Annotated in this window: 25 protein-coding genes and 1 pseudogene; 22 read left to right on the forward strand and 4 right to left on the reverse strand. The window is 32.1% G+C overall.

Features of this window, described 5'->3' with window-relative positions; genetic code table 11:
• The first annotated feature begins 532 nt into the window (after positions 1–532).
• The 10 genes from ACN6NE_RS28405 (at position 533) to ACN6NE_RS28450 (ending at position 8,956) form a co-directional block, all read left to right on the forward strand.
• Positions 533–1,753: a sensor histidine kinase gene (locus ACN6NE_RS28405; protein WP_474328657.1), complete on the forward strand. Its 1,221-nt coding sequence runs from the start codon at positions 533–535 to the stop codon at positions 1,751–1,753.
• 2 nt (positions 1,754–1,755) lie between these two features.
• Complete coding sequence (locus ACN6NE_RS28410; protein WP_474328659.1) at positions 1,756–2,409, forward strand: response regulator transcription factor; 654 nt, start codon at positions 1,756–1,758, stop codon at positions 2,407–2,409.
• A 189-nt stretch (positions 2,410–2,598) separates the two neighbouring features.
• Positions 2,599–4,797 (forward strand): MMPL family transporter, encoded by a 2,199-nt coding sequence (locus ACN6NE_RS28415; protein ID WP_474328661.1) that lies wholly within the window; start codon positions 2,599–2,601, stop codon positions 4,795–4,797.
• Between the two features lie 845 nt (positions 4,798–5,642).
• Positions 5,643–5,846 carry a DUF4181 domain-containing protein gene (locus ACN6NE_RS28420; protein ID WP_474328784.1) on the forward strand — a complete coding sequence of 68 codons (204 nt, stop codon included), beginning with the start codon at positions 5,643–5,645 and terminating at the stop codon, positions 5,844–5,846.
• Between the two features lie 50 nt (positions 5,847–5,896).
• Positions 5,897–6,220 carry a DUF4181 domain-containing protein gene (locus ACN6NE_RS28425; RefSeq protein ID WP_474328786.1) on the forward strand — a complete coding sequence of 108 codons (324 nt, stop codon included), beginning with the start codon at positions 5,897–5,899 and terminating at the stop codon, positions 6,218–6,220.
• An 81-nt stretch (positions 6,221–6,301) separates the two neighbouring features.
• Positions 6,302–6,526: a hypothetical protein gene (locus ACN6NE_RS28430; RefSeq protein WP_474328663.1), complete on the forward strand. Its 225-nt coding sequence runs from the start codon at positions 6,302–6,304 to the stop codon at positions 6,524–6,526.
• 380 nt (positions 6,527–6,906) lie between these two features.
• Positions 6,907–7,212, forward strand: coding sequence for a hypothetical protein (locus ACN6NE_RS28435; RefSeq protein ID WP_474328665.1), 306 nt, complete (start codon positions 6,907–6,909; stop codon positions 7,210–7,212).
• 20 nt (positions 7,213–7,232) lie between these two features.
• On the forward strand, positions 7,233–7,790 hold the full coding sequence (locus tag ACN6NE_RS28440; protein ID WP_474328667.1) for a hypothetical protein: 558 nt from the start codon (positions 7,233–7,235) through the stop codon (positions 7,788–7,790).
• Positions 7,791–7,992: 202 nt separating this feature from the next.
• Positions 7,993–8,406 carry a hypothetical protein gene (locus ACN6NE_RS28445; RefSeq protein ID WP_474328669.1) on the forward strand — a complete coding sequence of 138 codons (414 nt, stop codon included), beginning with the start codon at positions 7,993–7,995 and terminating at the stop codon, positions 8,404–8,406.
• A 175-nt stretch (positions 8,407–8,581) separates the two neighbouring features.
• The gene (locus ACN6NE_RS28450) at positions 8,582–8,956 is read left to right on the forward strand and encodes a DUF5412 family protein (protein ID WP_474328671.1); all 375 of its coding nucleotides are present in this window, start codon (positions 8,582–8,584) and stop codon (positions 8,954–8,956) included.
• Positions 8,957–9,637: 681 nt separating this feature from the next.
• Here ACN6NE_RS28450 and ACN6NE_RS28455 read toward each other — a convergent pair.
• Both ACN6NE_RS28455 and ACN6NE_RS28460 read right to left on the reverse strand, forming a co-directional pair.
• Positions 9,638–10,051, reverse strand: a pseudogene (locus ACN6NE_RS28455) (DUF7832 domain-containing protein); the annotation flags it as partial.
• 294 nt (positions 10,052–10,345) lie between these two features.
• Positions 10,346–10,825, reverse strand: a complete 480-nt coding sequence (locus ACN6NE_RS28460) for a hypothetical protein (protein WP_129703955.1) — start codon at positions 10,823–10,825, stop codon at positions 10,346–10,348.
• A 359-nt stretch (positions 10,826–11,184) separates the two neighbouring features.
• On the opposite strand from ACN6NE_RS28460, the gene ACN6NE_RS28465 reads away from it, so the two are divergent.
• The 9 genes from ACN6NE_RS28465 to ACN6NE_RS28505 all read left to right on the forward strand — a co-directional run bounded on the left by ACN6NE_RS28465 (position 11,185) and on the right by ACN6NE_RS28505 (position 18,615).
• Entirely contained in the window at positions 11,185–11,487 is a 303-nt protein-coding gene (locus tag ACN6NE_RS28465) for a hypothetical protein (protein ID WP_474328674.1), read from the forward strand.
• Positions 11,488–11,544: 57 nt separating this feature from the next.
• Entirely contained in the window at positions 11,545–11,952 is a 408-nt protein-coding gene (locus ACN6NE_RS28470; protein ID WP_474328676.1) for a hypothetical protein, read from the forward strand.
• Positions 11,953–12,120: 168 nt separating this feature from the next.
• Entirely contained in the window at positions 12,121–13,170 is a 1,050-nt protein-coding gene (locus ACN6NE_RS28475; protein WP_474328678.1) for a beta-carotene 15,15'-monooxygenase, read from the forward strand.
• 172 nt (positions 13,171–13,342) lie between these two features.
• Entirely contained in the window at positions 13,343–14,257 is a 915-nt protein-coding gene (locus ACN6NE_RS28480) for a helix-turn-helix transcriptional regulator (protein ID WP_474328680.1), read from the forward strand.
• A gap of 187 nt (positions 14,258–14,444) precedes the next feature.
• Entirely contained in the window at positions 14,445–14,843 is a 399-nt protein-coding gene (locus tag ACN6NE_RS28485; RefSeq protein WP_098621784.1) for a MerR family transcriptional regulator, read from the forward strand.
• Positions 14,833–15,744, forward strand: a complete 912-nt coding sequence (locus ACN6NE_RS28490) for a DMT family transporter (protein ID WP_474328683.1) — start codon at positions 14,833–14,835, stop codon at positions 15,742–15,744. Before ACN6NE_RS28485 ends, ACN6NE_RS28490 begins: the two co-directional genes overlap by 11 nt.
• Positions 15,745–15,892: 148 nt before the next feature.
• Positions 15,893–16,255, forward strand: a complete 363-nt coding sequence (locus ACN6NE_RS28495; RefSeq protein ID WP_474328685.1) for a hypothetical protein — start codon at positions 15,893–15,895, stop codon at positions 16,253–16,255.
• Positions 16,256–16,758: 503 nt separating this feature from the next.
• Positions 16,759–17,562 carry a nucleotidyltransferase domain-containing protein gene (locus ACN6NE_RS28500; RefSeq protein WP_474328687.1) on the forward strand — a complete coding sequence of 268 codons (804 nt, stop codon included), beginning with the start codon at positions 16,759–16,761 and terminating at the stop codon, positions 17,560–17,562.
• 150 nt (positions 17,563–17,712) lie between these two features.
• Entirely contained in the window at positions 17,713–18,615 is a 903-nt protein-coding gene (locus ACN6NE_RS28505) for a DUF2268 domain-containing putative Zn-dependent protease (protein WP_474328689.1), read from the forward strand.
• A 108-nt stretch (positions 18,616–18,723) separates the two neighbouring features.
• Here the strand turns inward: ACN6NE_RS28505 and ACN6NE_RS28510 are convergent, their stop codons facing one another.
• Positions 18,724–19,461, reverse strand: coding sequence for an MBL fold metallo-hydrolase (locus ACN6NE_RS28510; protein WP_474328691.1), 738 nt, complete (start codon positions 19,459–19,461; stop codon positions 18,724–18,726).
• Between the two features lie 346 nt (positions 19,462–19,807).
• Here ACN6NE_RS28510 and ACN6NE_RS28515 point away from each other — a divergent pair, with 346 nt between their 5' ends.
• Positions 19,808–20,245, forward strand: a complete 438-nt coding sequence (locus tag ACN6NE_RS28515) for a GNAT family N-acetyltransferase (protein ID WP_098548171.1) — start codon at positions 19,808–19,810, stop codon at positions 20,243–20,245.
• Between the two features lie 307 nt (positions 20,246–20,552).
• Here the strand turns inward: ACN6NE_RS28515 and ACN6NE_RS28520 are convergent, their stop codons facing one another.
• A complete protein-coding gene (locus ACN6NE_RS28520; RefSeq protein ID WP_016766048.1) occupies positions 20,553–21,041 on the reverse strand; it encodes a DinB family protein in 489 nt (162 codons plus the stop codon).
• 289 nt (positions 21,042–21,330) lie between these two features.
• Here ACN6NE_RS28520 and ACN6NE_RS28525 point away from each other — a divergent pair, with 289 nt between their 5' ends.
• Both ACN6NE_RS28525 and ACN6NE_RS28530 read left to right on the forward strand, forming a co-directional pair.
• Positions 21,331–21,750 carry a MarR family winged helix-turn-helix transcriptional regulator gene (locus tag ACN6NE_RS28525; protein WP_016766047.1) on the forward strand — a complete coding sequence of 140 codons (420 nt, stop codon included), beginning with the start codon at positions 21,331–21,333 and terminating at the stop codon, positions 21,748–21,750.
• A 20-nt stretch (positions 21,751–21,770) separates the two neighbouring features.
• Positions 21,771–22,163, forward strand: a complete 393-nt coding sequence (locus tag ACN6NE_RS28530) for a rhodanese-like domain-containing protein (RefSeq protein ID WP_474328694.1) — start codon at positions 21,771–21,773, stop codon at positions 22,161–22,163.
• Positions 22,164–22,166 lie beyond the last annotated feature (3 nt).

The following is a 22,166-nucleotide window of genomic DNA, read 5'->3' on the forward strand; positions in this document are numbered from 1 at the left end:
AATGCGGTAACATTATATAAATAGATACTGATTAATAAGTGAAGTAGTGATTCCTTAGATACTATGAAGCTACTGCATTAAGCTTGCCTGTCCAATCGAAAAATACAAAAGACCCCTTACCTCAGTAGGTAAGGGGTAGCTGATTATGTAAGAAGTAAGGGGTTGTTATATGCTGTAGGTTGTCCCAGTTGGTTACCTTTTTCATGAAATGGACTAGAGGCTCTAAGTTGTCTATGTCTATACGTCTAAAGAGAACATAAGAGGAGAATTCCTTCATATAACCTTAATCGAAGCGAAGAACGATTTCATATATTCAATAAAAACTCTAAAGTTTTCCCGATTATTGCTATGTTATTGATGAAAAATAAATTCTCTAATTTCCCTTTCTTCAATAACAACTTTTGATTAATCAGTATAGAAGTTTTGTGATACAAAATTGCATTAAAATTAATTGACATTTACTATTAGAGAAGTGTAACTGTATATATCAAAAGGAAATCCTAATTTAAACAAATGAAAAGGGGGTTAAGTAATGGGAAAGATGGATCCTCTACATACTCCGCCCATATCTAAGATTCCTTATGATTCACAACAGTCTCTTGCAGGTAGACTACCCATTTTTACATGGTTGCTATTAACGTATTCGGCTACGATGATCCTTCAAACATTAGCTCATCCCATGTTGTTAAACAGCTTGTTATTTACGTTTCTTTTTTCTTTATATTTTGTATTAAATTCTTTTATTAAAGTTTTTAAAATGTTTAGACCCTGGGTTTATATCGTTGTTCAAGGAAGCTTAGCCTTTCTTTGTGGTCTTACAATGCCTGATGGTTTTCAACCAGCACTTATTGGACTATATTCACTTTTGATAGGACAAAGCGTAGGAATTTATTATCAAATAAGCAAAGTAATAATGGTTTCTTTGTTTTGTATTCTTTTAATGTGTCTTACTACTATTCTAATGGGACATTTGCATTTGTTAGTTATTTATCTAATGATTATGATTCCTCTCATAATAAGTATAGTAGGATATGCTGTTATGTTTTTTAGGCAAGTACAGGCTAGAGTTCGTATTCAAACATCTCTTCATGAGCTAGAGCTTGCCCATCAAAAAGTAGAGCAGTTGACTCTTACAAATGAACGTCAACGAATGGCGCGTGATTTACATGATACATTAGCTCAAGGTTTGGCAGGTCTCATTATGCAACTAGAAGCGATTAATGCGCATTTGAGTAATGACAATGTTAAAAGAGGCCAGGAGATTGTACAGCAAGCAATGGAAAGAGCACGTGTGGCATTAGCCGATGCTCGCAGTGCAATAGATGACTTGCGTACACAGTCAGTTGAGGAAATAGGGTTTATAGAAAGTGTGGAGGAAGAAGTTCAGCGTTTTAGGTCAACAACTGGAATAAACTCTGTACTAAAGGCAGGTGCTATAATGCCTTTGCCTTCAATGTTTGTGGAACATGCCAAACATATTATAAGTGAGGGGTTAACAAATATTGCACGTCATTCTCAAGCTCAACATGCATGGATAACGATAGAAGAAAAAATACAAGGTATTTTATATCTAGAGATAAAAGATGACGGCATAGGTTTTGATTCAGAGAAAATCGGTAAACAAGTAGGTCACTATGGATTAATTGGTATGCAAGAACGTGTTCGTATACTTAAAGGAACCATAGATATTCAAAGTAAAACTCAAGAAGGAACTATAATTCAGATAGAAGTACTGATACCAAAAGGAGAATAAATGTGAAATATAAAGTTTTAATTGTAGATGATCATTTTGTTGTGAGGGAAGGCTTAAAGTTAATTTTAGAAACCAGTGATACCTATGAAGTAGTCGCGGAGGCAGAAGACGGAGCTATAGCACTGAATCTTATTGAGAATTTGCAACCAGATGTGATTCTCATGGACTTAAACATGCCAAAAATGAGTGGTCTTGAAGCTATTGAAAGGCTAAAAGAACAAAATTCAACTATCCCTATTATTATTCTCACAACGTACAATGAGGATGAATTAATGATTCGAGGATTAAGCCTAGGTGCAAAGGGATATTTATTAAAAGATACAAGTCGAGAAAATTTATTCAGAACAATTGAATCTGCCATCAGAGGAGAAACGCTTTTACAACCAGAAATTACATCAAGAATCTTTGCTTATAAAGAAAAGCGACCTAATTTATCACCTTCACCAACTGTTAGAGAGTCCATTCTTACAGAAAGAGAACTAAGTATACTGCAAACGGTAGCAAGTGGAGCGACGAGTAAAAAGATTGCACTGGATTTAGGAATTGCAGAGCGCACCGTTAAAGCCCACCTGACAAGCATTTATACAAAGTTGGGGGTAGCTTCAAGGTCAGAGGCTGTAGCAGTTGCAATTGACCAAGGAATCCTTCATCGTTAACTTAAAATTAGAAAAGTACATAGAGAGTTGCCCAAACGTACATAGGGAGGTTGCCCTTATGTACGATTTTTTTTGTTTACTTTTTTATTAGAATAAAAAAGTATTCACAACAACCTCCTTTTATTTTAAGGAATAAGGTTGTTTACATCATGTTTTACTATATTGAATTGAAGAATGAAAGGAGATTGTATGGCAAAGTATCTTTATAAATTAGGTGAATGGGCTTCTCGAAAACGCCGCCAAGTCTTTTTTGGATGGATAGCCATCCTAATAGTTGCAGCAATTGGAGTAGGAACTATGGGCATAACATTTAATGATGATATGTCGATTCCTGGAACAAAAGCAGAAAAAGCAATGGACGTATTAAATAAGGAATTTCCACATAGTGATGATAATGGTGGACAAATCAAACTTATCTTTAAAGCACCCAAGGGGAAAAACTTAGAATCACCTTCTACGCATAAAAAAATACAAGATACATTAGATCTTGCTCTTAACGACAAAGCCGTTGAATCTATCGCAAATCCTTACCAAGCAGGAACAATCAGTAAAAATAAAAAGATCGGTTATGCAACGATTATGTATAAGGTAAGTGCAGATAAAGTAACGGATGCTTCAAAAGATAAGATAAAAGGTATTGCAAAATTAGCTGAGAAAAATGGTGTTCAAACGGAGATAGGTGGTACAGTTGCTTTCTCACACGTCAAAATTGGCGGTACATCTGAACTAGTAGGTATCGTTATCGCTTTTGGTATTTTAGTTTTTACTTTCGCATCTTTCCTTGCAGCAGGATTACCAATTATTACGGCTATTATAGGCCTAGGTATCGGTGCTATGGGAATTCTAATCAGTTCAAATTTCTTCTCTGTCCAAGCCACAAGTTTGTCACTTGCGAGTATGATTGGTTTAGCAGTTGGAATTGACTATGCACTATTTATTATCTCAAGACATCGCCAACAGCTCGCCCAGGGGCTTAATGTAAGAGAATCCATTGCTCGTGCTACTGCGACTGCTGGTAGTGCAGTATTATTTGCAGGATTAACTGTTATTGTCGCCCTGTGTGGATTATCTGTAGTAGGTATTCCATTCTTAACATCAATGGGATTATCGGCAGCTTTTACGGTGTTAATTGTCATGTTAGTCTCCATTACATTGGTTCCTGCCCTATTAGGAATGTTTGGTCATCGCCTCAGTCCTAAACGAAAAAAACAAGTGGATTCTAAAAAGTCTCTTGTAGTTAAAAAAAATAAGGATTCAAATAAATGGGGACGGTTTGTTACTCGTTATCCTGTACAAATCGTCCTAGTATGTTTAATTGTCACGGGTATTATTAGTTCTCCAGTTCTTCATATGGAACTAGGTTTACCTGATAATGGAATGAAATCAAAAGAAACTATTGAAAGACGTGCGTACGATTTAATGGCAGAAGGCTTTGGAGACGGAATAAATGGACCTCTTGTCGTTGTACTAGATGGATCTAAAAGTCAAGATACACAAGTATCCTTTACAAAGGTGGCAAAAGAGCTAAGTGACTTGCCAAATGTATCTAGTGTATCTCTCCCTACTCCAAATCAATCTGGCAAATTTGCAATGGTAACTGTTTTACCTAAAACGGGACCTAATGACTCTAAAACGAAAGATCTAGTTAATGATATTCGAGAAAAGGAAAAAAATACAAAAAAAGATGAAAAAGTAAAATTAATGGTTACAGGATCAACTGCTGTTAACATTGATATCTCTGATAAACTTTCAGAAGCTTTACCTCAATTTGCAGCTTTAATTGTTATCTTTGCTCTACTATTACTTTTAGTTGTCTTTCGTTCCATTCTTGTACCTATCAAAGCTGTATTAGGATTTTTAATGACTTTAATCGCTACTTTAGGATTTTCTGTTTTTGTATTACAAGATGGTCATTTTATTGATTTCTTTGGTATTCCTGAAGCTGGTCCGTTATTAAATTTCATGCCAGTTTTAACGACAGGTATTTTATTTGGTTTAGCAATGGACTATGAAGTATTTCTTGTGAGTCGCATGCGTGAAGATTATACACATCTGAGAGACGCAAAGAAATCCATTCTTTCGAGTCTGAAACATAGTGGTCCAGTAGTAACGGCGGCTGGTCTAATTATGATTTCAGTTTTTGCTAGCTTTATTTTTGCAGAGGATTCAACAATAAAATCAACAGGTTTATCAATGGCTTTTGGAGTGTTATTCGATGCATTCGTGGTGAGAATGACACTTGTGCCTGCAGTTATGACGCTTTTAGGAAAGTCTGCATGGTATTTACCTAAATGGCTTGATAAATCCCTACCGACTATTGATGTTGAAGGCGAATCTATTATGAATAATACAGAAGATAGTATCAATAAAAAAGTTCGAAAATACTAATTCGTATCCGTACCTGCTGCTCTTTAACGCAAACGAACCGTTTTATTATGAAGGGAAAATCCACATAAAATTTGTTGGATTAACGTTTTAACTTTAAAACATGTGGTAGACATATAGTACAACGTCATTAAGATTATTGGCTGTTGTAAAAAGGTAAATACTTATTTTAAGAAGGGACTGATTAGTTTTGAAAGAATTAACAGCGACTTCGACAAACGTATTGCCTCAAATTGAAAGTAGATATTCGTATCTTACACAAGGCACTTTGGTTATGAACCGATATACGTAACGAAAGGGCCTCGTAAGGACAAATGAACAAATTCCTAAACAGTATGGGAAGAAGCCTGTATCTCCTTAGATACAGGCTTCTTCTTTTCGAGTTTACATAAGTTTGAATTATCGGAACCCTAAAAAAACGCAAGTTCTTGATACATAAGAGCTCGTTCGCTTTCCACATTATTATTAAACAGTTAATTTTGTTATTCTATCATTTCCCCCAGTAACATATATTTTAAATCTTTGTAAAACGCAATTTTATCACTTTCGATTGCTACTATATCTTTATTCACGAGTGAGGCCTCCTCTTACTGTTCAATGAAACATGTCTTAAGTCATATAATTAATTCTATAGCAAGTGGATTAATTTAATTAAAATAGAAAAAAATGATATTATTGGATATTAGGAGGTATTTATGTACAAATTTTTGATTTTTATTATAGTAGCGTTTTATATGTCTCATTATGTTGAAAAATACTTAAGGAAAAAGATGCGCTTAGAAACCAATCCAGAGATTTACAGAAAAAAAGTAAACAAGTGGCACTGAAGAATAGAAGTTGTACTATATATAATATTTTTATTTTTCCTAAGCTATTATAATCAAGTCCCTATGTGGATTATTTTAGTTGCTTTTTGTATTGTTTATCAGGGATTTAATATATTTATGGAATGGAAATTTGCAAGAGAAACGAAGGAACACCTTTTAGCCGTTATTTTCTTCTTCTTTTATTTAGCTTCTATAGGAGTTGGCACTCTATTAAATGTATTTTAAACAGGAGTTGAATATTATTGCTAAAAACATTTTTATACCTATTAATACTATTGTTAGTAGCGTCCCTTCTTACAAAGTACCTTGCTATAAAATTAAATGTTAAAGATGACCGCGACACCGAAAAAAATTACGTAAACAAGTGGCATAAATGGGTAGAAAACAGTTTTTATGTTGTTTTTATTATACTCTTTATTGCTTTTGATCAAGTTCCTATGTGGGTCATGTTAATTATTTTCTGTTTATGTTATCTAGGTTTCCGAATCTTTATGGAGTGGAGATATAACAAAGAAACTAGAGAATATTTACTATCATTTAGTCTCCTAATATATTTTTTAATAGCAATTATTATTGGAGCAATATTAGATGTTTTCTAAAGGTTTGTTTGTACATACACAAAGGGCTATTTACGTTATAAAAAGCATAGAAAATAAATACACTATAATACATAAAAGAAGGTGGAAATAATTTTTATACCTATATTAGTTTTACTAGTTGGTTTGTATCTATTAATCTCAGGAATTTTAATAATTGTAAAAGATAAAAACACAAAGGGAAAGACTAAAAAAACTTTAGTTTTTTTAGCAGTAGCATCTGATATAGTAACTGATCCAGTATCTTCTTCAGGATTCCGTATTATGCTTGGCGCTGTCTTATTAATAGCTGGATTAATTCTATTATAAAAAATCCCCATTGGTAACTAATTATATGTTTAAAAGGTTCATACCTCTAACAGGTATGAATTTTTTTATTATTTACATGGCAGCCTCATTTGGGTACTAATAATTTTCATTTTTACATTCATTCTGTATGGCTCTTTCTTATTCTACAAAAATCGTTCGTAAAAATGATTGTATTTAAGCGTACGTTCGTAATTTATTTTAAAACTTAAACGAACGATAAAAATGATAGATTTCTTATATAAAATAAAAGTTCGTAAAGGTATACTTTTGCGAACTTTTTTATCATGGCTATCCTTATTAAATTTAATTAGAGGATACTTATTTATAAAGCGATATAATTACTTTAGTTGGATAAATTAATTAGAAAGCGAGGGAAGCACATGGGACTTGATATTGAGATGTACGGTAAAGAAGATCGGTATCTTGATTTTAAAGAAATTGAAGAGTCATTACATGATGCTCTATTTCACACAAATAATAACTGGGGAAGTTATTTGTATCTGAGAAAAATTAGAGATTACTATTTGACTAACGTAGAATTTGATCGAGACGAAATTGATAAATTTATAAAGGATTTAGAGAACATAAAAATATTTATCCCTGGAGATTATCATCCAGCATTGAGCGAATTAATAAGAATATTGAGTAATTATGAAATCCAAAAAATATCTATAGTAGGAGACTAAAAGAAAATTGGAGGTAATCTATGAAAAACTGGGAACTGAAAGATACTGATCAGTTGGAAAAAGAATCTGATTGGAATGCAGCAAGGGATAAGTTATATCATAATTGGAAAGAAAACCCTCAGGACTTAAAGGTTTTTCTCAAACTTAGCTTTTTGTGTTGGTATTTAGTTGTAGAATGGGGTGTAGAAAACACGAGTAAAGTACAAGAAAGTGATTATGATGACTATGAAGAATTGCTGCAGGAACTTTATCATTATGGAATCATCCATTTTAAAGAAGATGCATTTTTTAATGCTGTTTTTGGTTTTATGATTGAGTTGTTTCCAGAATACTTTGGAGAAGATTACGATAAAACGAAAGAGTTCGGTGAATCACTGATTAATAAATCCTTCAATTTGAACAAAGAAGATCCATTTATAGAACTTATTTACCTTTCCGGACGAACTCCATCCAGAAATTCGGCTTATAGTAACGCAGTAGAAAAGCATTCTACCACTGTTAAGAATAGCCTCAAAGGAACGGGTGTTTTTCAAGAATATTTTAGCTACATGCTGCTACCCAATGGAAATCAACTTTAGCATCTAATCGAGGAGAAATTATGAAACCAAAAGACTTACTTAATTTTTATATTAAAACTGATCTCCTTCCTCTCTTAGAGCCTTTAGGCTTTAAATATGCCAAAAGCACACCTAAATTCTCTAGAAAGACAGGGCATTTCAATTTAAGTTTATCTTTTTGTATTAGTCAGTATAGTTCCCAAGATGAATGCTTTTTTGGACTATGTGGGATGTATCGTCAAATGAATATAGGAAATGGTATGAGCAAACTTGGGATACTCAGTTAGCTAATAATGTAATTGTTGCCAGCACAGATTGGAATATTCCTAACTGGTTAGAAGGTAATGAAGAACACTTTACACTTCACAATAAAAAGTCAGATAAAAAAGAGTTTAGTAAATTTGTTCAAAATGTAATAAATATAGGTATTCCTCATTATGAACAGATTATAGATTGGAATACAGCAGCTGAGATGGCTTTGAATGAGGAAGATGTATTTTATGAAAGAGTATGTGATTTTTACCTAATGGCTAATGAGAAAAAGAAAGCGAAAGATGTTCTTACATATGGTCTCGAACGAGCCACCGATGAAAATTATGAAGATTTAAAGCAAAGAATGGACAAGTATTTTAAATAAAATTGAGATTAGAGAAAAGGAACGCCCATCATAGAGTGTTCCTTTTTTTATATCAATAACGCACATTATGTTAACTACGAATGTATATTATATTCATGATTTTTTAAGTCAATTCTGATATATAATCAGATAGAAACGAAATTATAATTTAGTTCATCTGAATAGAGGTTAGAAATTGAAAAAGCGTTATATAGTATGTTTGGCTACATTAAGCCCTCTTCTAGTTATAGGATTTGTTTGGTGGTTTCTTTTTGCTCCTAGTTATCTACAATTTGCTCCAAAGGGAGAATATATTTCTCAAAGTACATCTCCTAACGGTGATTACATAGTAAAGATTTATCGTTCAAGTGGTGGAGCGACTACACCTTTTGCTATTAGAGGAGAAGTGACTTATACAAAGAAGGTTTTTAATAAAAGGAAAAATATCTATTGGAATTATCCTCAAGAAACCGCCAAAGTTAAATGGGTAAATAACAAAACAGTTAATATTAGTGGCCATATATTAAATGTTAAAAAAGATACATTTAATGCTAATAATGTAGATAATTAAATTCTATTCTTAAACAATATTATGGTAGCTAAAAATGTATAAGTTTACGAACATATAATTTTTCATTTTTTAGAATGTGATTATGTATATTAAAAAGAAGCCACTACAGTAGTTTGGCTTCTTTTCACCTGTACAATGAAGTTAGTTACTATTTTCGTCAGACCATTTGTCTTCACTATCGATCCATTTGTTCTTATTTAAATCAAAAGACTCTATATCATCATGAAAGTCTAGATAAACAGGCAGCTTTATTCTATTATCGTCAGCTTTATTCCAACAAGAAATAAACCAGTTTGAAATCAATTCTTTCTCAGCAGCAGATATTTCTTCTTCATTTTGTTCATAAAAATCCCAAAACTCATCTGAATGCTCGTCGGCTAGCTCATAGTATTCAAACTCTTCAAGTAGCTCATAACTACCTGAAAAAATGGCACGATTGTTTCCTTCATAGAAAACTTCGTTCGCTTCATTGTCCATAGAAAACATCATAATAGACAAATCAAATGGCTGAATGAAGATTTCAAAGTCCAGTAAATCAATGCCCTTATAATAATGAAAAGTATGTACTTTTTCGATATTGTTAATTAACTTATCTTCATTTTGTTCAAGTGTTTTCTTTAATGAACCTATATATGAATCAACCGTAAATAACTTATCACCTTTATTTTCTTCGTTTGTATGCTGCCAAGTATCAAAACGCTCATTAATCTTTGTATTAATAGCCTCATAATTATTCCACGTATCTTCTACCTCATAAAGGGATTTTATATGAGGAAATATAGCTTCATAATCATATAAATAAGTTCCTTTATCAAAATCAAAATAATCTTTTGTAAAGGCCCTTCCTTCCGCATTCAGCATATCGCTGGCAAAGACGCCATCCCATTCCATATATATTTCAGTTCCGGTCATGTTCTTTTGTTTAAACTTTATAATCTCCTGCGCAGCTTCTTCTTCAAATTCTTTGCTATATAAGTTTTCTTCAATAATCCAACCGAGATACATTCCAGTATGAATGAATGCCTGCTTTTCACTCAAGTTACTCGGGAAATCTCCTTCATAATGCTATTTAGCTTTATCATAGACGGTTGTCATGGCCTCTTCCTCTTCCTCTATATCTTCTATTAAGGTAGTTTCTTCTTGTTCACGACTACTTTTTTTATTTAATGAGTCTTCGCAGCCTTGCAGGAACAAAATAATAAACACAAAAAATGGAATGCACTTTAATTTAACTCTATACTCAGACATGAAGTATCTCCTTTATTTTTAGCTATTTTTCATTTAACTTATTACTTCACTATCAGCTTTGAGCTCCTAAAATAACTAACTGACTACAACTTGCTTTGGCCCACTTAACAAACAAAGTGTCGAATATAGATATAAATTATTTTAATAAGGTGATTCGAATTTTTCTACATATAATCCAAATGATTCAACGCTTTCACGAGCTTCATAGCAATTGCTATTTGCCCCTATATACATGTAATAGTCGTATCCGAAATGAATAAAAAATAGATTTTTAATCCCTAATTTACACCAAACTGCCTCCCTTAGGGTTAGTTTAGCTAATTCTTTAACTTCTTCAATTGAAATCCCTTTTCCAATCCATAGGTTTGACGTAAAGTCAGATACATGTTGGTTTTGTATTTCATCTGAGGAAAGCTCTAAAGCATGTATATAAACTGTATTAATGTTCATATCGTTCATAAAAGCTACAATCGCGTGAATATAAGCTTCTTCTATTGTTAAATAATTGGATAAGCTAACCTTGTTTCCTACTTCATGAAAAGAAGTCCAATCATCATAAAGGTAACTTCCCTCGTCGTTTCTATGTAAAGGGTTATACTTTGTTACTCTCCAAGAATTCAATACCGTACACTCTCCTAAATCTATAAAAATATTACATAATTATACTCTATAGGTAACTTAACTTCTATTAAAAAAGCAAAATAAAAAGCCACCCGGTATTTGCAGGACAAGTGGCTTTTTACTATAAAATGTATGTGCAGATACATAATAATATATTTTTTCTATATAGACTATATTTTTCCATACAAGCATATGTATAAAAGACAGTCTTTTTATACATTCTTTCTTTATCTATTCCTCTGAGAAAGCCTTTCATATCAAGGATGTATAAAAAGCTGCATATCCGATTAAAGGCACCCACGAGAGAACCCTTTTCCTGTAAGGGTTCTTTTGCTTTCTTGGTTCCTTGAAGAGTGATTATGTTAACTATAAATGCATATAATATTCATTTTCTTCCATACGATACTTTACCTTTTGATGGAATAAAAGGTAAAAATTATGATTTAATAGATATTGGAAGTATTTATCAAAATGTAAAAAATAAACGATATAACATAATTGAGGTGAAGGGAATGAAAAAATCTGATAAAGATGACTTACTTTGGAACATGTTAAAGCTATGGATTTTTATACCTAGAAGTATTCGTATAGCATTTCTTTGGGCTTTTATTTTAGGAATCTCTTACTTAGGTTGGGTAAAGCTAATCCACAGATTTATTTAAGTATTAACAAGCCCTTGAGAATAAAAAGGACTTTGCTATTTAGATGGGGGAATGGATTTGAGTCTTTTTAATTTAAGCATTAACGATTTATATCTGCTAATTTTCGGGTTGTTTTTATTGTGGAATAATCTAGAGGCATTATTTGAATTTAAAAAGATACGAAAAGGCCTTCAAACTATTGAAGTAAGGGATATTATTCAGTTAAGCAAATGGCGTTTATTTATGTTAAGGATAGTAGGAGTCTTTATATTTAAATGGCTCATTTATCTCATTGCAATAGCTATTACTGAAAATCTTTTTGTTATTATTGTTTCCATTATACTTGGAGGTTTGCGCCTTTATATTTCATATTTTAGTTTAGAAAAAATTCAAGAGTCTCGAAGATTGGATTTTATTGTACTCATGGGAGAATTATTATTTGTAATTGTCTTTATGGGAGACTATTTCGGATTTAATGTGAGTTAAGAAAGAGTTAATTTCTTTTCTTAGTTAAACAATATTTCTATCGATAACTGTGATTATGTTAGCTAAAAATGAATAACACATACCTAGTGATTTAAATCAACATCATTGATAAAATGGAATTAACAGGAAATTAATATATTTGAAGAACTAAAAAATGAGGTGAATTGTTTGTTACTTAAGAAAAATTCAGTGTCTGTATTATCCCTTTTCTTGTTACTGTTAGTATTAAGCTCAAATTATTTGTTATATCATTCTCCTTTTGAAATTCATTCCTCGTCTTCTAATTTCAATGGAGTAGTATTAGGTTCTATTTTGGATTTAAGTCTTGTTGTTCCCTTACTATTTCTAGCTTGGCAGCGTAAGTTCAGCTGGAAGTATTTTATTGTGTTAATGGCAACCGGCCTTATGGCTACACGGTTTATAATTCCAATCGAATATTTATCTTCTTTTAAGGGAGTTATGTGGTTAGGTATTGGAGTAGAAGCTTTATTAATTCTACTTGAAATTTCATTATTGTTCATGCTAGCTAAAAATTTACCTGACATGATTGAAAAGGTAAAGACAAGCTCCTTACCACTTTTATTTTCTTTCTCTTATGTTATAAACGAAAGATTCCCTAAAAAACCTATTATACAAATCATTTGTTCAGAAATGATGATGTTTTATTATGCCTTTGGCACATGGAAGAAACAACCGAATTCTAAAACTAATACTTTTACTATTTACAAACGCTCAAGTCTTATTACGTTTCAAATCATGATTATTCATGCTGTTGTAATTGAAACATTAGGTATCCATTGGTTATTACATAGTAAATCAATTATCTTATCGTTAATTTTATTGGTACTTAATATCTATTCAATTGTTTTCTTTTTAGGCGATATTCAAGCATTAAGGTTTAATCCTTTACGTATACAACATAATCGTATCTATCTTTCTCTTGGTTTAGCAAAACGTATGGAGATAGGATTTAAGGATATCGAAGAATTAATAGTAGATACTGAGACGTTAGAGCAAAAAATTTCTAAAACAACAATTGAGTTTATAGCACGTGACTTCGAAAAAGTTTATCCTGATATCATTTTAAAATTAAAGTCTCCAATGGAAGCAACCCTATTTATGGGTATCAAAAAGAAATATGAACAAGTGGCAATCCGTGTAGATAATCCTCAGGAGTTCAAAAAAATATTAAAACAGCAATTGGAAGAAAGGAATTAAAGGATCTTATAGATATCTATAAGATCTTTTTAGTGCTAATCACTGCTAATATGCTAACTTTCTTAAGCTCATACTTTCAGTTTACTTAATACTAAATACAGATTTTTCAAATGCCTATAAATTAAAGAACGCAAAAATAATCAAAAAATAGCAAGTAATATATAGTAAATTAATGGTAATAGGTCACAGAGAGGAGAGAACAGTGTATAAAAACTATGTAGAACTTGTACAAAAAGCGATTGATTATATTGAAGAGAATTTAAGCGAACCGTTAGAAGTAATAGACATTTCTAAGTATATAGGCTATTCTCCTTTTCATTTCGATCGAATTTTCCGATCAATTACGGGTATGAGCATTGCTAATTATATAAAAGTAAGAAGGATGGCACATGCAGCAAGTGACTTGGTTAACACAAATCAACGAATATTAGATATTGCATTTCACTATCACTTTTCGTCTCAAGAGGCATTTACAAGATCTTTTCAAAAACTTTATCAAATGCCCCCTGCCAAATATCGAAAATATGCAAAAAAAGTATTCTTATTTGAGGAGGAAGTAGTTATGGAAAATTCATTATTACCAAAAGGTTGGATGCCATCTGGTACTGATCCACAAGATTATGAGATGGGTGTTGATTATAAAACTGCTCATCAAGGTAAAGCATCTGGTTATATTATGTCTAAAAAGGACGATGCAAGAGGTTTTGCAACGATGATGCAAGTGTTTAAAGCAACAATGTATAAAGGAGAGAGACTACGCTTATCAGGGTTTATTAAAACAGAAGACGTAGTAAATTGGGCTGGGTTGTGGATGCGAATTGATGGGGAATATGAAGAAGTCTTATCTTTTGATAACATGCAAGATCGTCCACTTAAAGGTACAACAAACTGGAACCAATACTCGATTGTATTAGATGTACCAGAGGAAAGTACAGTCATATCATTTGGAATATTACTATATGGAAAAGGAAAAGTCTGGGTTGATGGTATCGTATTTGATACCGTTGGAGATTCAATTCCAACCACAAATGAAGAATATAGTGCAAAACTTCCGGATGAACCATTTAATTTACATTTTGAGTTATAAGGAATAAAAGCGATAATAAATAAAGACACTTATATTAAGTGCCTTTATTTTGCTACCTAGAACGCACACTATGTAAATTAAACGAAGAGGCTCAGAAAAAATCTGGGCTTTTTTTATTGTTTACAAATTAATCGTTGACTTAGAGCTAACTCTAAGTTGTAACATGTAAAGAAAGGAGGAAATGGAAATGTATAGTATATCCGAAGTTGCTATGAAAACAGGGTTTACAGCTCATACGTTACGTTATTATGAAAAGATTGGGTTATTGTCTTCACCATTAAGAAAAGGTGGAAAAAGAAGATATACAGAAGGTGAAATTCGCCTTCTCAAATTTATGAAAATGTTAAAACAAACAGGGATGTCTTTAGAGGATATCCAGGAATTTTTAAAGGATGGATGTCTCCTAGAAAATATTGATTCTGCCGCCATTCAATTAAAAAAGATTCAAACGAGGGCGGATATTTTAAACAAACACTTACTTCTTCTAGAAAAGCAAAAACAAGAGATTGAAACAGTTATGAATGTGACAAAAGAGAAATTAGAGACGTATGAAACAATGATTGGAGATTTGAAAGATGAAAAGTAGAATATACCTTATGTTAATAGGTTTTGCTATCTTCACAGGTGCTACGTTCAATTTGGCTAAGTATGCTGTTCACTATTTCTCGCCTGCAAGTGCTGCCGCATGGCGATTTGGGATTGCTGCACTTGTTATGGTTCTTATATTAGGATTGCAAAAACAAATAAAATCAAAAACCATTAAGACCCATTGGAAAATGTATATCTTACTTGGCATCATAGGAATTTTTGGGTTCAATGCCTTTTTCTTTTTAGGAATGCAATACACTTCACCTTTAAACGGAGCTCTCATCATGGGAACTAACCCTCTAGTAACTGCACTTTTTTCTTATTTTATTTTAAAAAATCCTATTACAAAACAACAGATGCTGGGTATATCTTTTGCCTTAGTAGGCGTTATTCTTGTCCTTACGCAAGGTTCGTTAGAAATTATTCAAACACTATCTATTTCTAAAGGTGATTTACTAATATTAGCAGGGAACTTATGTTGGGCCTTATATGGTGTATTAGGGAGAAAATATTTGAATGGTAGTTCTTCAATGGAGACAACTACTTATACAATGATTGTTGGTTCTCTTTGTCTTGTCATCTTAACAGTTTTTTCACCAAGCCCTCAGCCTTTGTCTCACGTTACATGGTCAGCTTGGGGAGCTATTCTCTTTATGGCTCTATTTACAAGTGTATTAGGCTATCTATGGTGGAATAAAGGAATGGCTACAATCGGTGCAAGTAATACATCTTTATTTTTTAATTTAGTTCCAGTCGTTACCATGATCCTTTCTATTTTAACTGGTGCACTTATTACATTACCTCAAGTAATAGGTACGTGTTTAGTTATTTTGGGCGTTTTAACAGCTTCTGGCTTTTTACGCATGCGAAAAAAACAAAAGGTTCCAGCTTCATTATAAGAATGAATTGATAAGGTCTATATATAAAATATATAGACTTTATTACTACCGATAATCGTGATTATGTTAACTACCTTTGTATATCGTATACAGCTCCTATGCTAAAATTAGATTACCTTTTTTTTGATTAGTATATGGGGGAGCAAATATGAGGGGACGGCCAGAATTAAAAATAGAAACAGAAAAAGTTTATAAAACTAAAAAAAATCCGAATGGAACATTTATAGCTCGGATTATTCAAGTACCTAGAGAAGAAAACATGTTAGATTTTATTTTAGAAATTAAGAATCTAAAGAAGAAGCATTTTTCTTATAAAAAGGTATTAGTAACTACAGAAAATGAGTATAATTCTTTTCGTCTTGCTAGGGGAGATTTAACATGGGTATCTTTAAATACACTTGCGGTATGGGACAGATTAGGGCATAAATTAGTTGAAGTAGCAGCTTCAACAGGTAAAGAGAATTATCGTATTTCTGATGAACACTGTTCAGCTTACCGAGAAAAGAAATAATTATTATAACTTTCTATAAGTCACTAAATAAAAGGACTTTAAAAGTTAAAGTCCTTTTATTTCCGATAACTGTGATTACGTAAATAAGAAATGTACATCACATTTATAAAAAAAGCCTTAAACCTTAAGAGATATATTTAAGGCTCAAAGCACAATAAATAATAAATGACATGATTAAGTAACAACTAATAATACTTATTCTTACAGGTTTAGAATACCCTTTTAGCCAGCCCCATCTCTTATTGTCGTAGTCAAAAATAAAATAATCTGCAATGACAGATAAAATGATAATAGCAGCTACTATTAATAAACTCATTTTTCATCCCTACCTTAATTCTATTTAATGTTTCTTTTTCAATTTATAAATAATATATAAAAATATCCAATAAAATACAAAAAAATGTAAATTACACTGTTTATGATAGCTTAAATTGTACTATAGGTTTAACCATTTCTATTTACTTAAATTAAGAGCTATGAATATAGGAGAGGGGTTAAGAATATTGGATAAAATACCTGAAACAATAAGGCCTTGTTTAAATAATTATATAAAGCATATGGAACGCAAATTTTCAAATGATATTATAGTAGGGATCTATTTATACGGTTCTATCTCACTAAATGGATTTGATAAAAAGAAAAGTGATATAGATTTTGTAACTGTATTAAAAAGGAATTTAACTCAAGAAGAAAGCAACAACTTAAAAGCTATACATAAAGAGTTAAATATAAATTCTTTAGGAAAAAGAATGGATGGGGTCTATATCCCAATGAAAGGGATAGGTAAAACTAATGAAGAGTTACCTCCTTATCTTTACTGTTCAAATGGAAAAATTAAAAGAGGGTATTGGGATATAAATGCCGTTACGTGGTGGATGGTTGAGCAATACGGAATAAAAGTATATGGAAAAGAAATATCCGAACTAAATTTTCAATCAAACTGGATTAAAGTAGTTAAGAATATGGAGTACAACATGAATACCTATTGGATAAATAAAGCTAAGAACAGATTTATCTTTATATTTGATGACATGGTTGAATTTTGTATCTTAACCATTAGTAGAATTTTGAGCACACTAGAAGCTAAGAAAATCTTCACTAAGATGGAGGGAGCAAGAAAAGCTGAAGAAATTCTTCCACAAAGATGGCATTTGTTATTAAAAGAAGGATTACGTCTACGTAATAATCCTCAATCAACTTCTTTCTATCCGTCTAGATTGAAAAGAGCCATGGAGTGTAGAAAGTTCATTTCGTTTTCTCACGATTTGTGTAATAAAAAGTACTTTATTGAAGTTGATAAGGCGTAAATTCAGTCTTATCTTTATTTTTCACTACCTATAATTTCTGTTATATAAATTAGATTCATATACTACTCTTTGACTCTCACGCTACGTCATAGCTTACATTATAAGTAAGAGCATATATAGATAGATATTTGAGAGAGAGGTAATGAGCTTATGAAAATGTATTTTGAGGTAGTGGATACACTAAAGCAATACGAGAAATTACAAATGATTTCTGATGTCGACAGGAAAGAGGATTATTTTCGTTACACAATGATGAGGCCTTTCGAACCCATGTGGAGTTTGATAAATGTCCCTTTAAAAGCAAGAGAAGAAAATGGATATGATGTCATTATGGCTACTAAAATGCTCGGATACGCGGATTTATCTAATGATAGTCAAATTGATGCAGCGTTAACTGGTTTAAAAAAGCATGAAGTTTCCAGTATTGTACATGATACGATGAAGAATTGTATAGACAAGATTGAAGAAAATAATTTAAAAATAAAGGCAGAAAAAATAAGAGTAGGTCTATATGTTGCAGATCCAATAAAGCTACACCTTCATAAAGGATATTCTGGATTCGGTGGCATACCAGGATATATTACGATAACTGTCTATCCAAATAGCTATAATATACCTAAACTTCCGGCTGTTATTGCGCATGAGTTTCATCATAATATTCGTTTTTCTTATTTTGATTGGGATCATGGAAATGTAACAGTAGGTGATTATTTAGTAATAGAAGGTTTAGCTGATTCCTTTGCAAAAGAGTTATATGGTGTAGAGCAGTTAGGTCCTTGGGTTACGAGCATGGACAAGGAAGACCTAGAATACTCTATTTACGTGATTGGAGAAGCCTTAAACACAAAAGGTTTTGCAGAAGTTAGTAGCTATATGTTTGGTGATGAAATTGCTAAACAGGAAGGATATCAACCAGTAGGCTTATCCTTTTGTGCTGGATATGCTGTAGGTTATGAAGTTGTTCAAGCGTTTTTAAAAAATACTGGCAGTAATATTTATGAAGCATCGCTTCTTTCTACAAAAGAGATTATAAAAGGTTCTGGCCTATTCTAAAAAAGAAATATTTGATTATAATATTTCTTTCTTTTTTTATTCCGATAAGCTACACCATATAAACTGGTCCTATATATAGGACCAGTTTGCATAGGAATTTATTAGCACTTATGCTAGTTGTTCGTTCAATATTTTTAAAATATGTGGCCTTGGGTCCCCTTTAAAAACTCCTCCATGGTAGCAAATTACTGTATCGATGTCATAGTCTAAGAACTTTTTTAAAGATTCTGTAGCTGTTTTGATATCAAGAGTAGTCTGTTTAACTGGTCCATGAAGTCGATTATCGATTATCACCATAGCATCTCCAGCAACTAGTGTTTTTGAATGTTTCAAATATAAACTAATATGGCCTGGGGAATGTCCAGGAGTATAGATAACTTCAATTCCCCCACAGTAAGGAAGGTTTTGTTTATTTTCTAATAATTCATCTACCTTAACTTTTGGGGAATTGTCATATAAATGTTTAACTTCTTTCGGAAGGGATGCTAATTCTTCTTTACTCATCCGGCTAGTATCGGTTTTTATGAGTGGCAAATCTCCTTCAATATAGGGTTTATCATCCACATGTGCATATACTATAATCTGATTATTTGATTCCTTTAAAAGTTCAGGAACGCCCCCTATGTGGTCAATATCCTGGTGTGTTAAAATAATTGCCTTGAGTGTATCAAAACGAACATCAGCTTTAGCTATGGCTTCTTTTATTTGATTTAACTGTCCAGGTACTCCAGTATCAATCAAAATGGACATCTTGTTATCCCAAACTAACGTAGGGTTTAATACAATCTGGTTACCAAGAGCTTCAATTTTTAATTCTATAACTTCTACTCCACTAGCTACCTTCAAATTCTTCCCCCATTTCTTTTATATAAATACCAATCCTATTCTGTATTTTATTGAAAAAAGATTTAAATACTAGACTGGAAAAAAATACAAAAATGTGGTATTATAGAGGTAGGAAATGAATGATTTTTTTAAAATAATGAGTTTTAAATAGATATTTTGAAGAGTAATATGAAAAAACCTGTATTTTTAAATACAGGTTTTTTGCTTCTTATAATGTTGATTATGGTAACTAGAAAGTGACAGTATAAATTATATTAAATCTGACCCTACCCTAGGTATCAGCAATACTTTAAGCTATATATATGTACTTAAAAAATTATAGTTTAGGTAATGAGGGGGATAACCTATGATAGCTTCAACAGAAAAAATTATAGAGTTAATTGACCATGATCAATATTTAGAAGCATTCCCGATATTAAAGCAATTACGTACAGATTTAACAGAAGAAGGTTATTTAGAACTTCTAAAACAGATGAAACAAAATGGATACAAGCTTTTTGCTCTATATAATGAAAACAGAATTGTGGCATTAACGGGAGTGGGCTTACAAGTAAACTTTTATAATAAAAAATATGTCTTTGTATATGATCTAGTAACAGGTGAAGAACACCGTTCCAAAGGTTATGGTTATAAACTATTAAGCCATATAGAAAAATGGGCTAAGGCAAACGGAGCTGAATTTGTTGCCCTAGAGTCAGGAATTCAACGAACCAATGCACACAGATTTTATGAGGAAAAACTTGATTATAATAAATGGTGCTATTCTTTCCGTAAACCGATATGAGACACATTCTTATAAATAGCTACCTGGATAAATAAACAATTGGTTAGAGATAGGCCATATTTCTATATGGCTTATTTGTTTTTCAATATTATTGAGTACCGATAATTGGTTTTATGGAAACTAAAAAAGACAAATTAGTGGGGCATATCATACGAATTTTTAGTGTAGTTAAGGCAGGAAGGCATTCTTAAGAATGCCTTCCTGCCTTAACTAGTGAAACTTATTATATATACTAGAATATGCCGAAAATTGAAATCTCATACTTTCTTAGTTACAAGCATGAGTTTTATCAATAAAGTTCATTAATTTAAATTTTGGGCAATGTATGACTAAGTTCTTTACCAATAAGATTGGCTGAAACTGGTTTCTTCCCTATCTCCCTAGCCCATACCGACAATTGTCCAATATGATGTATTTCATGAGCAATCACGTGACGCATAACTTCTCCCCAAGTGTCAGTTGCTATACTTCCGTCTGGTTGTGGATCATAAAGAATATTCGTTTCTTTTTCTGCATTCCAAGACCTAACAAACTCTCTTACCTCAAACTGAAAGTTTGTATCTAGCTGGCGAACTTTTTCTAAGCTTTGATATTCCTCAAAATTCTCCTGGAAATCATCTTTTCCCTGAAGAACACGAATCCAACTCCACTCTACATCAACAATGTGAAAGAGAGTATGCAATATTCCTCCTACTCCTCCTGTTCGTTTCCGAAGCAATTCCTCTAGGGGAATATTCTCACACCATTGATACCATTCTTCTCTAACCAACCAGTTATAATGAAACATAGTTTGCAAACTAATTCCTCCGTTTACTATATTTTTTTCACTTTGGCTCTTTTTTAAGGGGAGTATTAATTAGTTCGACAACTATTTATAGATACCTATCTCATTGGAATTAGACAAGGTAATATATAGAGTCGTATAGGCTATTTTGTTTCTAGAAGGGACTTTATGTAAACTACATACTATTACTTTTAATATGGTTCACTGTTGCCATTATAAATAATTAATGCTTGTTTTCTAAAATATAGTCAGTTATACTGATTATATATTTTACTGATAATATAAAGAGGTGAAGAAATAATTGAACAAATGGAATCAATCTTATGGTTTTTTACTTGGGAAGGCTCTTCAACAAATGGAAAATAAATTTTCTGAAGGATTGCTCCCCTTCAACATCAATTCCAGACAATATGGGGTTCTTTTATTCATTGAGGAAAATCCCTATTCATCACAAAAAGATATTTCTGAAAACCTACAAATTGATCGAACAACTATGGTCAGTCATATTGATCATTTGGAAACGTTGGGATTGGTGGAGAGAACCAAGAATCCTAATGATAGAAGGTCCTACAGTCTGTTGATTACGGAAAAAGGTAAAGAAGTATTGAATTCACGTTGGGAGTTTCTAACCCATATCGAATCAGAGGTATTAGCCCCTCTAGACCAGCAAGAAAGACAATTATTAAAAGATTTTTTGATTAGAATTTGGAAGTCACTGTAGAAAACAGGAGGTTATACAAGTTGAATGCACTTGATTATTTTAATGCACGTCTTCAAGCAACAATAAGCCCTATGGATTATATGAAATTGAAGAAAATGAATCCAGATACATACTTTTTACTCGATGTTAGAAATGGTCCTATGCAGATAAGAAGTGTAACCATTAAGGATGCCTATATCATACCTGAACAAGAAATAGTCAATCGTTTAGGTGAGATTCCAAAAGACAAGGAGATTATCGTTTATTGTTGGGATGTTTGGTGCAATACGGCTGCTAAAGTAGCCAAGTTTTTATTGGAACAAGGATATCAAGTAAAAGAGTTAACGGGAGGGATTGCGGCATGGCAGGAGATGAACTTTCCTGTTTCAACATTAAATCTAGATAAGCATTCATCCAATCATTGTGGGTGTTGATGT

This window comes from Priestia sp. 53B2, assembly GCF_056099005.1.